15 protein-coding genes are annotated in these 14,826 nt (G+C 69.2%); 9 read left to right on the top strand and 6 right to left on the bottom strand.

Going from position 1 to position 14,826, the window contains the following annotated elements; all coding sequences use genetic code 11:
• Positions 1-45 precede the first annotated feature (45 nt).
• Genes ACYVLQ_RS31570 through ACYVLQ_RS31555 form a run of 4 tightly spaced genes read right to left on the bottom strand, consistent with a single transcriptional unit; the run spans position 46 to position 3,831 of the window.
• On the bottom strand, positions 46-834 hold the full coding sequence (locus tag ACYVLQ_RS31570; RefSeq protein ID WP_460701183.1) for a DeoR/GlpR family DNA-binding transcription regulator: 789 nt from the start codon (positions 832-834) through the stop codon (positions 46-48).
• Positions 831-1,685, bottom strand: coding sequence for a carbohydrate ABC transporter permease (locus tag ACYVLQ_RS31565; RefSeq protein WP_460701182.1), 855 nt, complete (start codon positions 1,683-1,685; stop codon positions 831-833). Before ACYVLQ_RS31565 ends, ACYVLQ_RS31570 begins: the two co-directional genes overlap by 4 nt.
• Positions 1,682-2,554, bottom strand: coding sequence for a carbohydrate ABC transporter permease (locus ACYVLQ_RS31560; RefSeq protein ID WP_460701181.1), 873 nt, complete (start codon positions 2,552-2,554; stop codon positions 1,682-1,684). Before ACYVLQ_RS31560 ends, ACYVLQ_RS31565 begins: the two co-directional genes overlap by 4 nt.
• A 32-nt stretch (positions 2,555-2,586) precedes the next feature.
• Entirely contained in the window at positions 2,587-3,831 is a 1,245-nt protein-coding gene (locus ACYVLQ_RS31555) for an extracellular solute-binding protein (protein WP_460701180.1), read from the bottom strand.
• A gap of 155 nt (positions 3,832-3,986) precedes the next feature.
• Between ACYVLQ_RS31555 and ACYVLQ_RS31550 the strand changes: the two genes are divergently transcribed.
• The 6 genes from ACYVLQ_RS31550 (at position 3,987) to ACYVLQ_RS31525 (ending at position 9,273) form a co-directional block, all read left to right on the top strand.
• Complete coding sequence (locus ACYVLQ_RS31550) at positions 3,987-4,898, top strand: SIS domain-containing protein (RefSeq protein ID WP_460701179.1); 912 nt, start codon at positions 3,987-3,989, stop codon at positions 4,896-4,898.
• A 10-nt stretch (positions 4,899-4,908) separates the two neighbouring features.
• Entirely contained in the window at positions 4,909-5,835 is a 927-nt protein-coding gene (locus ACYVLQ_RS31545; RefSeq protein ID WP_460701178.1) for an ROK family protein, read from the top strand.
• Positions 5,836-5,855: 20 nt separating this feature from the next.
• Complete coding sequence (locus tag ACYVLQ_RS31540; protein ID WP_460701177.1) at positions 5,856-7,016, top strand: N-acetylglucosamine-6-phosphate deacetylase; 1,161 nt, start codon at positions 5,856-5,858, stop codon at positions 7,014-7,016.
• Complete coding sequence (locus ACYVLQ_RS31535) at positions 7,013-7,963, top strand: hexose kinase (protein WP_460701176.1); 951 nt, start codon at positions 7,013-7,015, stop codon at positions 7,961-7,963. Before ACYVLQ_RS31540 ends, ACYVLQ_RS31535 begins: the two co-directional genes overlap by 4 nt.
• Positions 7,960-8,784, top strand: coding sequence for a class II fructose-bisphosphate aldolase (locus ACYVLQ_RS31530; protein ID WP_460701175.1), 825 nt, complete (start codon positions 7,960-7,962; stop codon positions 8,782-8,784). The genes ACYVLQ_RS31535 and ACYVLQ_RS31530 overlap by 4 nt, the downstream gene beginning before the upstream one ends.
• 96 nt (positions 8,785-8,880) lie before the next feature.
• Complete coding sequence (locus tag ACYVLQ_RS31525; RefSeq protein ID WP_460701174.1) at positions 8,881-9,273, top strand: hypothetical protein; 393 nt, start codon at positions 8,881-8,883, stop codon at positions 9,271-9,273.
• An 8-nt stretch (positions 9,274-9,281) separates the two neighbouring features.
• Here ACYVLQ_RS31525 and ACYVLQ_RS31520 read toward each other — a convergent pair whose 3' ends face one another.
• Positions 9,282-10,283 (bottom strand): XdhC family protein, encoded by a 1,002-nt coding sequence (locus tag ACYVLQ_RS31520; protein WP_460701173.1) that lies wholly within the window; start codon positions 10,281-10,283, stop codon positions 9,282-9,284.
• A 261-nt stretch (positions 10,284-10,544) separates the two neighbouring features.
• Between ACYVLQ_RS31520 and uraD the strand changes: the two genes are divergently transcribed.
• Both uraD and uraH read left to right on the top strand, forming a co-directional pair.
• Entirely contained in the window at positions 10,545-11,057 is a 513-nt protein-coding gene (uraD, locus tag ACYVLQ_RS31515; protein ID WP_460701172.1) for a 2-oxo-4-hydroxy-4-carboxy-5-ureidoimidazoline decarboxylase, read from the top strand.
• Positions 11,054-11,374, top strand: coding sequence for a hydroxyisourate hydrolase (uraH, locus tag ACYVLQ_RS31510; RefSeq protein WP_460701171.1), 321 nt, complete (start codon positions 11,054-11,056; stop codon positions 11,372-11,374). Before uraD ends, uraH begins: the two co-directional genes overlap by 4 nt.
• 382 nt (positions 11,375-11,756) lie before the next feature.
• On the opposite strand, the gene ACYVLQ_RS31505 is transcribed toward uraH, so the two are convergent.
• Entirely contained in the window at positions 11,757-12,905 is a 1,149-nt protein-coding gene (locus tag ACYVLQ_RS31505; RefSeq protein ID WP_460701170.1) for an alpha/beta hydrolase, read from the bottom strand.
• A 488-nt stretch (positions 12,906-13,393) separates the two neighbouring features.
• On the opposite strand from ACYVLQ_RS31505, the gene aceA reads away from it, so the two are divergent.
• Positions 13,394-14,683, top strand: coding sequence for an isocitrate lyase (gene aceA, locus ACYVLQ_RS31500; RefSeq protein ID WP_460701169.1), 1,290 nt, complete (start codon positions 13,394-13,396; stop codon positions 14,681-14,683).
• Positions 14,684-14,826 lie beyond the last annotated feature (143 nt).

The raw sequence follows: 14,826 nt of genomic DNA, 5'->3' as shown, positions 1-14,826 counted from the left end.
CAGTCTCGGCTGTGCCGTAGCGGCATGGTCAAGTGTCGAGTTCGCTCACACCAGCTCTACCCGTACCCCCGCCTCACGAATGGCGGCCACCGCGGTGGGCTCGGCGGCATTGTCGATCACGAGGATGTCGATCTCCTCGATGGGACAGATGCGGGCCAGGGCCGTCTGCTCCAGCTTCTCGGCGGTGGCCACCGCGATGACACGGGTTGCGCGGCGCGCCATTTCGGCGTTCACGCCCGCCTCGTCCAGGTGGCGGCACTGGGCGCCGCCGACGGCCGATATCGCGTTCACGCCGAGAATGGCCGTGTCCAAATGCAATTCGGCCAGGGCGCGTTCGGCCAGCGGGCCGTGCAATTCGTAGGACTCGCGCCGCGCCATCCCGCCCAGGCAGATGGTGCGCAGCTGCGGGCGCAAGACCATCTCGCTGGCGATATTGAGCGCGTTGGTGACGATGGTCGTCTGATTGTCGGACGAGGTCGGCAGGTCCGGGCGCCCGGCCAGTGCACGGGCCACCGCCGTGGTGGTGGTGCCGCCGTTGAGACCCACCACCTCGGCCGGATCCACCAGTCCCGCAGCGTATTCGGCGACACGCTGCTTGGCCGCGTCGCCGCTGCGATACCGGGCGGGCAGCTCGTAGGCGACCGACGTGGCGACGATGCCGCCGTGTGTGCGGGTGGCCAGCTGCTGATCGGCCAGCGCGGTGAAGTCGCGGCGGATGGTGGCGGGGGAGACGCCGAGCACCGCGGCAGCCTCCTCCACCGACAGCCGTCCGGTATCGGCCAGCAGTTCCAGCAGCCGGTTCCAGCGCTGGGACCGATCGGCCGCAGCGGTCATTTCACGCTCCCGGCGGTCAGCCCGGCGACCAGGCGTTTCTCGATGAGCGCGAACAGGATGACAACGGGCACGATGCCGACCGTAGAGATGGCGAAGACGTATTGCCAAGCCGTGTCGTATTGCCCGATGAACTTCGTCAAGGCCACCGACAGCGGCTGGTTCTCCGGCGTGGTCAGGATCACCAGGCTGGCCGCGAACTCGTTCCAGCACGATACGAACGCGAAGATGGTCGCGGTGACGATGCCCGGCCACACCAGTGGCAGGCTCACCCTGGTCAGGGTCTGCAGCCTGCTCAGGCCGTCCAGCTGGGCGGCCTCCTCGACCTCCACGGGTACCGACGCGAAGAAGCTGTGCAGGATCCACACCGCGAACGACAAGTTGAATGCCGCGTTCACCAGGATCATCGCCAGCCAGGTGTCGTTGATGCCGAGCGTGAAGAACTCCCGGATCAGGCCCGTCACCAGCACGGTCGGCTGCAGCATCTGGGTCACCAGCACCAGGCCCAGGAACGCGACCTTGCCCGGAAAGCGCCGCCGCGCCGTGTAATACGCGGCGGGGATGGCGACCAGCAGCACCACCACGGTGGCGAAGACCGAGATCACCACGGTGCTGACCATGTTGAACGACAGCGGAGTCTCCGGTGTGCTCCACATGGTGGAGTAGTTGCCGGGGCTCCACCGCTCCGGGAGATAAGTCGGCGGTATCCGCAGGATCTCCGAGCGCGGCTTGAGCGAGCCGAGCACCATCACGACGTACGGGATCAGGAAGATCGCCGCGATCACGACGCCGACAAGGGTCAGATCCCAGCGACGCCGGGGCTTCTTTCCGGCCGCGGGAGCAGGCGCCCTCATCGCGTCACCTCCCCGGCCGGGCGAATCAGTTTCACGTAGATCGCGATAATCACGACGATCAGCGCGAAGTTCAGCACGCTCATCGCGGCCGCCGTCGCGACCTCCTGGTTCTGCCGAATCAGCTTGAACGTCAACGTGGTCGTGGTGTCGGCGGAGAAGCCCGCGATGCTGCCGGTCAGCACCTGCAGGATCGGCAGCGAGTTGAACACGTTGATGATGTTGATGACCGTCGCCACGGCGATCGCGGGACGCAGCTGCGGCAGTGTCAGATGCCGGTAGCGCTGCCATACGCCCGCGCCGTCCACCCGCCCCGCCTCCTCGATCTCCGAGGGAATCGCCTGCAGCCCGGCCAGGATCGTGTAGGTCGTGAACGGGATCGACACGAACACCGCCACCCCGATCGCCACCAGGAACGCCGGGCCCGCCTCCTTGGTGAAACCGAAGCCCCGGTCCAGCACGCCGATGTCGACCAGGAACCGATTGGCGATACCCACGTCCGGGTCGAGCATGTAGGCGAAGATCGTCGTCGTCATCACCACCGACGCGGCCCACGGCACCAGAATCGCCATGCGCACCGCGGTGCGGCCCGGGAAGTTCTTGTTCAGGAACTGCGCCAGGCCCGCCGAGAGTACGAGCGTGATCACCACGACCGCCACCACCCACGCCACCGTGTGCAGCAGCACGCTGCCCAACTCGTCGATGGCGAACAGCTTGCGGAAGTTCGCCAACCCGGCCGGACCGCGATCCTGCCCGTAGGCGCTCAGAGTGCGCGTGGACGTCCACAGCATGTAGCCCGCCGGGAACGCGACCACACCCGCGATCAGGATCAGCACCGGGCCGATCCACGGCAGCGCCCGGAGCGTTGCCATGGACCGGGACCCGGATTTCACGGCGACGCCCCTCAACTCGCCGCCTGCTGAATCTTCTGCAGCACCGCGGCCGGATCGGCGCCCTGCGCGACGGTGCCCATCTGCTGGCGGATGGCGCCCTGGGCGGCGCCCCACTTCGGATTGTTGCTCGGGTAGAACTTCGCCACGGGCAGCGTGGTGGAGAACGCCTTGACCACCGGATCCTCGGCCATCGCCTGGGTGCCGCTGGTGGTGATCGGAATGAAGTGCTCGCTCTGCACGAACTTGGAGTAGACCGGGGCGGAGTAGAAGTAGTCGAGGAACTTCCTGATCGCCCCTGTCTTCTTGCCGTCCTTCTTGAAGGCCATCAGGTGGTCGGCGACGCCGAGGGTCACCGGGTCACCGGACTTGGTGGGCGACGGCGCGGTCGCGTATTTCAGGCCCGGATTCTTCTGCGCGATCATGCCGATCACCGGCGGCAGGCCCTCGATCATGCCGATCTTGCCCTGGATGAACGAGTTGATGACGTCCTTGCGGTCGGTGGCGCCCGGATTCGGCTGTGTCACACCCGATTCGGCGACGGACTTCATTGCCTGCACGCCCTCGGTGTTGGCCGCGGTGTCGACGGTGATCTTATCGCCGTCGCTCCAGTTCCCGCCCGCGCCGAAGGTCCAGATCGAGGTCTCGCCCTGGGCCTCCTCGCTGCCCAGCGGCAGGCCGTACCCGGAGACGCCGCCGCCGAGCGCCTGGATCCGCTTGGCCGTGTCGGTCAGCTCGGCCCAGGTCTTCGGTGGTGCCGCGACGCCCGCCCGGGCCAGCAGTTCGGTGTTGTAGAACAGCGTGCGGGTGGACGCGAACAGCGGTAGCGCCCACTGGGTTCCGCCGATCGACGCGTTCTTCGCGAAGCCGGGCTGGATGTCGGCGAGCACCGCGGGGGAGACCACCTCGGAGGCAGGGTAGAGCTGGCCGTCGGTGGCGAAGGTGGAGTAGGCGTCGATGTTGAGCAGGTCGGGGGTGGTCGACTTCGACTGGAGCTTGGTGCGTACCACGTCGTTGATCGAATCCCACGACTCCACCTGCACATTCACCTTGATGTCCGGATTCTGCGCGTGGAAGTCGGCGGTAATCTGCTCCCAGGAGGCCTTGGTGCCGTCGCTGTAGGACGCGGCCAGGAAGGACAGGGTGTTCGGATCCGAGTCGTCCGACGAGTTGCCGCCGAACCCACAGGAGGACATCGCCAAGGCCAGGCCGGTGAACAGCGCTATCGACGAGAACGCGCCGCGGAGTGGACGTTTCACGAGTTGAACCTTTCCAAAGTGCACACCCTGCGATACGAACCGCGGATGATGATGCGAACGATTCGATTGCACAGAGGTTAGCGCCACCGGTGATCGAATGTGACCGTTTCGAATGTAAAGTTGACATGAACGATCATCGGGTCGATCCTGGTGTCGTGCCGACCTCAGCCGAGCGAATCCCCGAAACCCACCTGGCCGCCGAGGTGGCCACCCAGCCTGACGACTGGACGCGCGCCGCGTCGATCGCCGCCGAACACTCCGCGCTGCTCCCGGCGCCGGGTGAGCGGGTGGCCGTCATCGGTTGTGGCACCTCGCTTTTCATGTCCCGCGCCTTCGCGGCCTTGCGCGAGTCCGCGGGCCAGGGCCTGACCGATGCCTGGCCCGCCGGTCAGGTCCCCACCGGGCGCGACTACGACCGCTACCTGGTGATCTGCCGCTCCGGAACGACCACCGAGGTGGTGGATGCGATGCGCGCGCTTCCGGCGGGCGTGCCGCGCACCGTGATCTGTTCCAGCCCCGGAACTCCCGTGCTGGAACTGGGCGATCCGATCCTGATCGACGCGGTCGACGAACGGTCGGTGGTGCAGACCCGATTCGCGACGACGACGCTGGCGATCCTGCGCCGACACCTGGGCGAGGACCTGACCCCGGTGATCGCCCAGGCCCGCGCGGTACTGGCGGAGGACCTCGAGGAGTCGGTCGCGGGCGTGCGGCACGCCGAGCAGATCAGCTTCGTGGGCATGGGTTTCGCAGCCGCCCTGGCCGACGAGGCCGGGCTGAAGCTGCGCGAGTCCTGTCAGGCCTGGACCGAGGGCTACCTGGCCACCGAATACCGGCACGGGCCGATCAGCATCGCCGCGCCCGGCCGGGCGGTGTGGGCGCTCGGGCCGGTGATCGACGGCCTCGCCGACGATATCGCGGCCACCGGAGCGCATGTCGAACATCGCGATATCGACCCCATGGCCGACCTCGTCCGCGTGCACCGGTTGTGTGTGCTGCGCGCCGCCGATCTGGGTTTGGATCCCGACCGGCCGCGCGGCCTGAACCGTTCGGTGATCCTCGAGTGACGGGCAGGCCGTGACCACCGTCGGACCCTCGGATCTGGTGCTCGCCGTAGATGTCGGCGGGACCACGATCAAGGGCGAGATCACCGATGTGGCCGGTTCCGTGCTGAGTTCGGGCAACGTGGCGACTCCCTCCGGCGAGGCGGCGTTCGATGCCATGGGCGAACTCGGGGCGGAACTGCTGGCAGAGCTGCGGGCGGCGCAGCGGCGGCGAGTGGCCCGCGCGGCCGTGGTGCTGCCCGGCATCGTCGACCCGGCCCGCTCGCTGGCGGTGTTCAGCAGCAATGTCAGCTGGCGTGATGTAAAGGTGGGCAACCGCTTTCGCGACCGGTGGGGGATTCCGGTGCTGATCGAACACGATGTCGCCGTCGCGGGCTGGGCAGAATGGCGCTACGGCGCGGGCCGCGGCTGCGACGACGTCTGCGTGCTGATCCTCGGGACCGGCATCAGCGGCACGCTGTCGGTGGGCGGGCGGCTGGTGCGCGGCGCCGCCGGGCAGGCCGGTGAGTACGGCCACATCCCGGTGCGTCACCGCGACGGATCGCGGTGCCCGTGCGGCAATATCGGCTGTGTGGAAACCGTGGCCTCCGGCGCCGCCATCGCCCGCGCCTACAGCGCCCGCACCGGGCGCGAGATCCCCGGTGCGGAAGCGGTTTTCGCCGCCTTGGACACCGACCCGGACGCCCGGGCCGTGCTCGACGACGCCGTGGACGCCCTCGCCGAGGGCCTTTTCGGCATCGTCCACGCCACCTGCCCGGAACTGATCGTGCTCGGCGGCGGCCTGGCCGGTGCGGGCACCGTGCTCACCCGATCTCTGCGGGACCGCCTCGCCGGATTGCTCCGCGTGGCTCCCGCGCCGCGCGTGGTGCTGGGCGAGTTCGGCGTCCGAGCGGGCCTGGTCGGCGCGGCGCGCTACGCCCGCGCGGGGGTTTTGGGATGAGTCCCGCCCGAGCAGGTGCGGTGAGCGAGGGCACGGTCCTCCATGTGCGCGGACAGATCGTATCGGCGTCGCATTCGATCGCCGACGGCGTGGTATCCGTGCGGGGTGAGGACATCGAGGCCGTCACGACACTGCCGGAATGGTCTGCGGCACACCGTGGTTCCGAGGCCCCCGCGTTCCTCGGTACGATCGTGCCCGGGCTGGTGGACATTCACAATCACGGCGGGTACGGGCATCGGTTCGATACCACCGACATCGAGGAGGCGCGGGCCGCCGCGGAGTTCCATCAGCGGCAGGGTTCGACGAGCGTGGTGGCGAGCGTGGTGACCGGCGCGCCGGACGACATGGTGGCGCAGACGGCGACGCTGCGCACCCTCGCCGCGGACGGTGTGGTCGCGGGCATTCACATCGAGGGCCCGTTCCTGTCCGAAGCACGCTGTGGCGCACAGGATCCCAGATATCTCACGGATCCGGATCCGGTATTGCTCGAGCGGCTGCTGGAGGCCGCGGGCGGGCGGCTCCGCGTGATGACCCTGGCTCCGGAGCGCCAGGGCTTCGACGCGGCCGCGAAGCTGCTTGCCGAGCGCGGCGTCGTAGTGGCCCTCGGACACAGCGATGCCGAGTACGCGGCCTTCCGGTCTGCCCTGGCGCCGAACGGATTCGGCACCGTGGTCACCCATCTGGCCAACGGCATGCCGCCTCTGCATCACCGGGCTCCGGGTCCGGTCGCGGCCGGTCTGGCGGTCGCCGCACAGGGTGAGGCGGTCGTGGAGCTGATCGGTGACGGCGTGCATGTCGAAGCCGGCTTCGGCGCCCTGGTTTTCGCCGCGGCATCGGACCGGGTCGCGCTGATCACCGACGCCATGCAGGCCGCCGGGCTGGCGGATGGCGAGTACCGGCTCGGCCCGCAGTCGGTGCGGGTCGTCGACGGGATAGCACGCGTCGCCACGGGCTCGATCGCGGGCGGCACCGCCACCCTGCTGCGCTGCCTGCGCTGGGCCGTGCGCGAGTGCGGGGTGCCCCTGGCCGCCGCGGTCCGCGCGGCGACCGCCACCCCGGCCGCGGCGCTCGGCCTGGACGATATCGGCGACTTGCGCCCGGGCCTGCGGGCGGACGCGATCGTCCTGGATTCGGACCTGGGGTTGCGTCGTGTGCTGCGCCGTGGACAGTGGTTGACGTGATCCTCACCGTGACCTTGAACCCCGCCTACGACATGACCTACCGCATGGAGCGGTTCGAGCGGGGCAGGGAGCATAGGGTGCTGTCGGTGGAGCAGCGGATCGGCGGCAAGGGGATCAACGTCACCCGGGTGCTGAACCAGCTCGGAAAATACTCCCGGGCAACGGGTTTCGCAGATCACGTCTTCGCGTCCGCCGCCGAGCTGGAACTGCCGGTCGACTTCGTGCACGCGCTGCCGTGGGTGCGGCGCACGGTCGTGATCAGCGAATCCGGCGACGGCACCGCGACCGCGCTCTGGGAGCCCGGCGCACGGGTCGGCGATCCCTACGCCGTCGAGCAGCTCCTGGTCCGGGTGACGGGCCTGCTGCCGGATACCGGCGGCATGGTGGTATCGGGTTCGGTGCCCGGCGGTATCGGCGACTCTGTTCCGGCTCAGCTGGCTCGCACGGCGCTGGCGGCCGGGGTGCCCACCGTCTGCGATGTCGACGGTCGGGCGCTGCGGATGGTCGCCGAGGTGCCGGGCGTGGTGCTGATGCCCAACCGCGACGAACTGGAGCGCCTCACGGGCGCACCGGCGGCCACGGCCGAGGAGGTGGTGTCGGCGGTGCGGCCGCTGCTCGACCGCGGTGTGCGCGCGGTGATCGCCACCCGAGGCGCCGACGGCATGATCGCGGTCACCGGATCCGGAGCCTGGTCCGCGGCGCTGCCCGAGCCGGTATCCGGAAACCCCACGGGCGCAGGCGATGCCGCGGCCGCCGCGGTGATCGCCGCCCTGGCCGCCGACCCGGCGCCGGACTGGCCCGCCCTGCTCACCGACGCCGTGGCGACATCGGCGGCCGCCGTGGTCATCCCCCTGGCCGGGGAGATCGACCGCACGCTGCGCGATCGGCTGACTCCCGCGGTCGTCGTCACCGCCCTGTCCGATACCGCCCGGGAGGCCGCCTCGTGACCCTGCGCCCCGTGCCCGATCTGATCGCCGCCGCCCGGCCCGGCGGGCTGGCCGCCTTCAACGTGATCGCCCTGGAGCATGCCGAGGCCATCGCGGCCGCGGCCACCTTCGCGAAACGCCCTGCGATCCTGCAGATCTCGCAGAACACGGTGGGCTACCACGGCGGCGTGGCGCCGCTGGCCCGCGCCTGCCTCGCGCTCGCGGACCGGAGCCCCGCTCGGCTGGCCGTCCATCTGGACCACGCGACGTCACCCGAATTGATCAGGGCCGCGGTCGATCTCGGTGTCACATCGGTGATGTACGACGGCTCCGCCCTGGAGTACGCCGAGAATGTGGACAGCACGGCGGAAATAGCCCGGTGGTGTCACGAGCGCGGCGTGTTCGTGGAGGCCGAGCTAGGCGAGGTCGGCGGTAAGGACGGCGCGCACGCTCCGGGCGTGCGGACCGACCCGGACGAGGCCGTCGCCTTCGTCGCCGCGACGATGGTGGACGCGCTCGCGGTGGCGGTGGGCTCCTCGCACGCCATGCAGACCCGGGAGGCCGTCCTCGACGAGGAGCTGATCGCCCGGCTGGCCCGGAAGGTGCCGGTCCCGCTGGTGCTGCACGGGTCCTCCGGCGTTCCGGACGAGGGCCTGCGCGCGGCGGTCCGGCACGGCATGACGAAGATCAACATTGCCACCCGGCTGAATATCGTGATGGCGCAGGCGGTCCGGGAGGCGCTCGCCGCCGATCCGGCGCTGTCGGACCCCAGGAAATACCTGGGCCCCGGCCGGGAGGCGGTGCGACGGGAGGTGCAGCGGCTACTGCATGTGCTGGAATAACCGCCCGGCGCGGGTCCGCGCGTTGCCCCGGGAGCGTATGAACCGCACGGTACAGTTTGGCGTCCAACCAGCCCCGCAGCCGAGAGGGGAGGACCGATGTCCGAGGCTGGGCGCGATCCCGCAGACGCGGGAGAGTACCGGATGCCCGGTGCGGTCCGGGCCGCACAGCTGGTGGCGCTGGGCATGGCCGCGGTCGGCCTGATCTGTACGGCGTCGGCGGCCTGGCTGTTCGGCGGGCGTTCCGCGATGATCACCTCGCTGTCGTTCGTGCCGACTTGGTTGCTCGGGCTGACGGCGCTGGGGTTCGGCGCGGTCGGGGGCGGCATCCGCGTGGGAGCGATTCTGCTCGCCGTGCTGAACATGCTGTGGACCGTGCCGTCGATCACGGCCGGACATCCCCCCGGCTGGCTCGGCCCGGCCAGTTCGATAGTCGTGATCGCCCTGCTGTTCCGGCGCGCGGCGCGCGACTGGTTCGACCCCGGCTGGTGAGCGCGCGCTCAGGGGACCGGAACGGCGGTGCGGGTGTGCGAGGTCAGGGGCTCCCCGGAGCGGGCGGCTAGCATTTCGGCGGCGACGGAGACCGCGATCTCCGCGGGAGTGCGCGCGCCGATATCGATTCCGGCGGGCGCGCGCAGCCGCGACAGGGTGTCGGTATCGAACCCACCGGCCTGCAGGGCCTCCACCCGGCGCGTGTGCACGGCGTGCGAGCCGAGGGCGCCCAGATAGCCGAACTCGGGTAGTCGCAGCGCCACGGTCAGCAGCGGGATCTCGAACTTCGGATCCTGCGATGCCGCCACCAGCGCCGTGCGGGAGTCGATTCGACCGGCGGCGGCCTGCGCGTTCAGGTATCGGTGCGGCCAGTCGGCCACCACCTCGGCGCCGGGGAACGAATTCGGCGCGGCGAAGACCTCCTGCGGATCGCAGACGGTGACCCGGTATCCGAGCATCCGCCCCTGCGCCGTCAGCGCGGCGGCAAAGGAGTTGGCGCCGAAGATGATCAGCCGCGGCGGCGCGGTGTAGGAGGAGACGAAGACATCCGATTCCGGCAGCGACACCAGCTCGGTGTTGTGACGCCGATCGGTGACCAGGTGCTGCCCGATCACCGAGGGATCCGAATGCCACACCACCGTGAACACGGTGACCGGGTGCTGCGCGTCGATCTCGCTGGCGACCTCGGCGAATTCGGGAAAGTGGTGACGGGAGAACGGCTCCAGGAATACGTCGATGGTGCCGCAGTCCGATCCCCCGTCGAGTCCGGAGCTGCTGTCGAACCGGCGCAGCTCGCGGTGGCCGGTGCGGGCGGAATGCGCGGTGGCCTCGTACACCGCGGACTCGTAGCAGCCGTCGGAGACCGACCCGTAGACGGCGCCGTCGGGGTCCAGCAGCATCATCGAACCGACCGGCAGCGGGGACGGGCCGAACGTCCGGACCAGGGTCGCCAGGCCGCCCGTCCGGCCGCTGTGCCACACCCGCATGAGGTCATCGACGATGTCACGCATCACAAACTCCCGATCAGGGTGCGCGAGTGGCCGGGTAGTCGTGGTCCTGTCCCGTTGCCAGATCGTCGCACGTGACGGCCACGATATCCGGTCTAGCGTCCAGAAATGCCCGAGCTCCGAAATTTCCTTGCGCTCTCTTGAGCACCGCATCCCAGTGTTCGTGAGCGAGCACAACCGGATGGCCGGGGTGGTTGTGGAAGACGGCGCCATATTCGCCGCCCGATTGGCACCGGCGGGTTGCGGTGGCCGATGCTGGAGGCGATGAGCAATTCCGAGACCGACCCGGTCACCCTCGACACGCTGCCCGAATCCGAGGTCGTGCAGCTGCTGCTGACCTGCTGTGCCTCGCCGGAATGGGCGCGCGCGGTCGCTGCCGGGCGGCCCTTCGGCACCGTATCCGCGCTGCTGTCCGCCGCCGACGACGCCCTGGCCGGGTTGTCCGAGGAGGAACTCGATCGCGCCCTGTCCGGCCATCCGCGCATCGGCGACCGGCCCGACGGCCCGGATTCGGCGCGCGAACAGGTCGCGGTGGTCACCGCGGGCGACGCGATCCGCGCCGAGCTGGCGGAGCGCAATCGGGAGTACGAGGCGCGATTCGGGCACGTCTATCTGGTGTGCGCCACGGGCCGGTCCGCCGCCGAACTGCTCGACATCCTGGTATCCAGGCTGGACAACGACCCACGCACCGAAAGGGATATCGTGCGCGAGGAATTGGGCAAGATCAACCGAATCCGGCTGCGCCGCCTGGTGCGCGAGATCGGGGAACGTTCATGAGCACCCTCAGCACGCACGTCCTCGACGCGGTTCGCGGCGCCCCGGCGAGCGGTGTCGCGGTGACGCTGTTCGGCATGGACGGTACGGAACGGGCCGCCGCGCACACCGACGAGGACGGCCGCGTAGCCGGACTCGGCGGCGACCTGACACCCGGCACCTACCGGCTACGTTTCGGCACCGGCGACTATTTCGCCGCCCTCCAGGTCGCCGCCTTCTACCCGGAGGTCACCATAGCGTTCGCGGTCGGCGGCGAGCGGCACTACCACGTGCCGCTGCTGCTGTCGCCGTTCTCGTACTCGACGTATCGCGGTAGCTGAGGCCCGTGCGGCTCGCCGCACCGGGCGCGGCGAGGAATGACACGACCGGCCGGCGGTGCTGGTGGCTCCGCTGACGAAGACTCGCGGCCCGATGGCCGGTCGGCATGATGGTGGTGCTCGATCCGCAAGGGGCCGAGGGCGATTGGGGCGACCATCTGGCGGTCGCGTGCACGGTGGAGTTGGGTATGAGCCTGGTCCAGGTGCAATGTCTGCTAGCGCCGCGGGCGTTCGCGACATCCGACTACGACGGTGAGAGCGGCGATTCACCTGAGCCGGAGGCGTTTTCGTCCTGTTCGGCAGGACGGCGACGATGAGGTGGTCGGGACTCGGCGGATGCCGCGCGTCACCTGCTCGGCGAGGCTCTTCCGTCGTTCCTGGGTATTCAGTCGAACAGGGCGCGGACGAACGGAATCGTGTCCGGCAGTGAGGCGTTCACCGTGTCACTGTGGTCGGTGGGGTATGTCTTCAGTGTCACCGGTTGGCGATTCGCCGTCAGCACCGCCGCGAACCGCAGGGTCTCCGGCGTGATCACGTCGGTGTCGCGCAGTCCCTGTCCCAGGAAAAGCGGCTTGTCGTAACCGGATTCGGGCAGGCCCAGATAGCGGGCCAGCAGCCCGTGCAGGTTGGGGATCTGCGCCAGCGGCCGGGTGAAGAGGTTGCCTACCACCACATTTCGCGCAGCCAGCTCGTCGCCGAGCGGCAGCAGGCATTCGGTGCGCGCTCGCTCCAGCCAGTCCCGACCGGAGTCGGTCAGGAACGACTCGATGTTCAGCTCGGGATAGGTGGTGCGCAGGCCGTTGAGGATGTACAGCGTGTACCCGGTGCTGTGCGGGCTCAGCTCCACCGGCGGGACGCCCGGCCCCAGCGGGGTGATGATGTCCTCGATATAGGCCGGGACCCCGGTGCCCACCGCGCCGCGGTAGTCCAGCTCCGGCCCGCCGAATTCGGTTGCGTAGCGCGCGGTTTCGACGGCCGCGCCCCCGCCCTGGGACTGCCCGACCACGACCCACTTGTTCGACACGGACGGATAGTGCCGAGTCGCGGCCTTGACCGCGTCCACGACATTGTGCGCCTCGACGACGCCGTTGAGATACGGGTGATCGCCCGGTGTCCCCAATCCCGCGTAGTCGGCGGCGACGATCGCGTACCCCTGTTTCAGCCACGTCCCGAGATAGGCCCAATCGCGTTCGACGTCGCCGGGCCCGCCGACGCTGTAGGCGCAGTCGTCGCCCAGTCCGACGGTGCCGTGCGCCCACGCGACGACCGGCCAGCCCCCGGGCGGCGGCGTCCCGGGCGGGAAGTAGACCGCGGCGCTGGCCACGGCGGGCTCGTCCCGGACGGTCGTGGAGGTGTAGAGCATCCGCTCGGAGTTCACCGAGCCCGGCAGCGTGGCCCGCGCCGTCAGCGGCTGCACGGATTCCACGTTTCCGGTGCCGCTCGCACCGGGCGCCGCGCCCGCGCCCGTCGGCAGGGTCAGGACTCCCAGGGCGGCCAGCAGCGCACTGACCGCGACGATGATCGTTTTCCGCATCGCGTTCCTTTCGCCGGTTCGGCACCGATGCCTCCCCGTCCGCGGTGCGAGCACCCAGTCTGGCACTGGGACGAGCGCCCATCGCTCCTCGGTCCGCGGTGCGCCGGAAAGTGGCCGGGCGCACACCGACTGCGTCCGCCCGAACTTGTGAAGGTCCTCACAAGCGGGAATGGCGCACCGCGAAATGCTGCGGTGGCCGATCTCACCGAAACAGTACGGGCGTTACGCAAAACCCCACGTCAGACCTACTCGGGAGTAGACTATTGGCATGCAATTGCCGGGCAAATTTTGCAGACTTAGCAAATGCCCTGGTCCAGCTAGCAGAGATTCACATTAGCAACAGGTAGACGGCAATTTTCTGGTGTGCCATCGTGTGGAAGTACACCCGATGGGCCTAGCAAGGCTGCAAATTGCCGCTCCAGCAGAGTTCGGACATCGCGACGGATTCCGAACATGGGGCACGACCGAACAAAGAAGTGGAGTCAGAGATGTCGACTGCCGGCACCCCGAAGACCGCTGCGGAAATCCAGCAGGACTGGGACACCAACCCGCGCTGGAAGGGCATCACCCGTAACTACACCGCCGAGCAGGTTGCCAAGCTGCAGGGCACCGTCGTGGAGGAGCACACGCTCGCCCGCCGTGGCGCCGAGATCCTGTGGGAGCAGGTCAACGGCGGCGTGGACTACATCAACGCCCTGGGCGCGCTGACCGGCAACATGGCCGTGCAGCAGGTCCGCGCGGGTCTGAAGGCCATCTACCTGTCCGGTTGGCAGGTCGCCGGCGATGCGAACCTCTCCGGCCACACCTACCCCGACCAGAGCCTCTACCCCGCCAACTCGGTTCCGTCCGTGGTGCGCCGCATCAACAACGCGCTGCTGCGCGCCGACGAGATCTCCCGCGCCGAGGGCGACACCTCCGTCGACAACTGGCTCGTCCCGATCGTCGCCGACGGTGAGGCCGGTTTCGGTGGCGCGCTGAACGTCTACGAGTTGCAGAAGGCCATGATCGCCGCGGGCGCCGCCGGCACCCACTGGGAGGACCAGCTGGCGTCGGAGAAGAAGTGTGGACACCTGGGCGGCAAGGTCCTGATCCCGACCTCGCAGCACATCCGCACCCTGACCTCCGCCCGCCTGGCCGCCGACGTGGCAGGCACCCCGACCGTGGTCATCGCCCGCACCGACGCCGAGGCCGCCACCCTGATCACCTCCGACGTGGACGAGCGCGACAAGCCGTTCATCACCGGTGAGCGCACCGCCGAGGGCTTCTACCACGTCAAGAACGGCATCGAGCCCTGCATCGCGCGGGCCAAGGCCTACGCCCCGTTCTCCGACCTGATCTGGATGGAGACCGGCACCCCCGACCTCGAGCTGGCGCGCAAGTTCGCCGAGGCCGTCAAGAGCGAGTTCCCGGACCAGCTGCTGGCCTACAACTGCTCGCCGTCCTTCAACTGGAAGAAGCACCTGGACGACGCCACCATCGCGAAGTTCCAGAAGGAACTGGGCGCGATGGGCTTCAAGTTCCAGTTCATCACCCTGGCGGGCTTCCACGCGCTGAACTACAGCATGTTCGACCTGGCCTACGGCTACGCCCGCGAGGGCATGACCGCCTACGTCGATCTGCAGGAGCGCGAGTTCGCGGCCGAGGAGCGCGGCTACACCGCCACCAAGCACCAGCGCGAGGTGGGCGCCGGCTACTTCGACGCCATCGCCACCACCGTCGATCCCGACAGCTCGACCACCGCGCTGAAGGGCTCGACCGAAGAGGGCCAGTTCCACTGAGTTCCCGTCCCATCGGGTAACTCCGTCGCCCCGGCGTCGCCCGGGGTGACGGCGGGGCAGCCGCCTCACCGCCCTTCCCACTGAACAGCCCCAGTGGGGAGGGCATCCTTATAACGTTCCCCGTCGAAGGACCGGGCTCACCG

The organism is Nocardia thraciensis (assembly GCF_054782435.1).
Note: the sequence above shows the minus strand (reverse complement) of the source record. Positions and strands in the feature narration are given on the sequence as shown.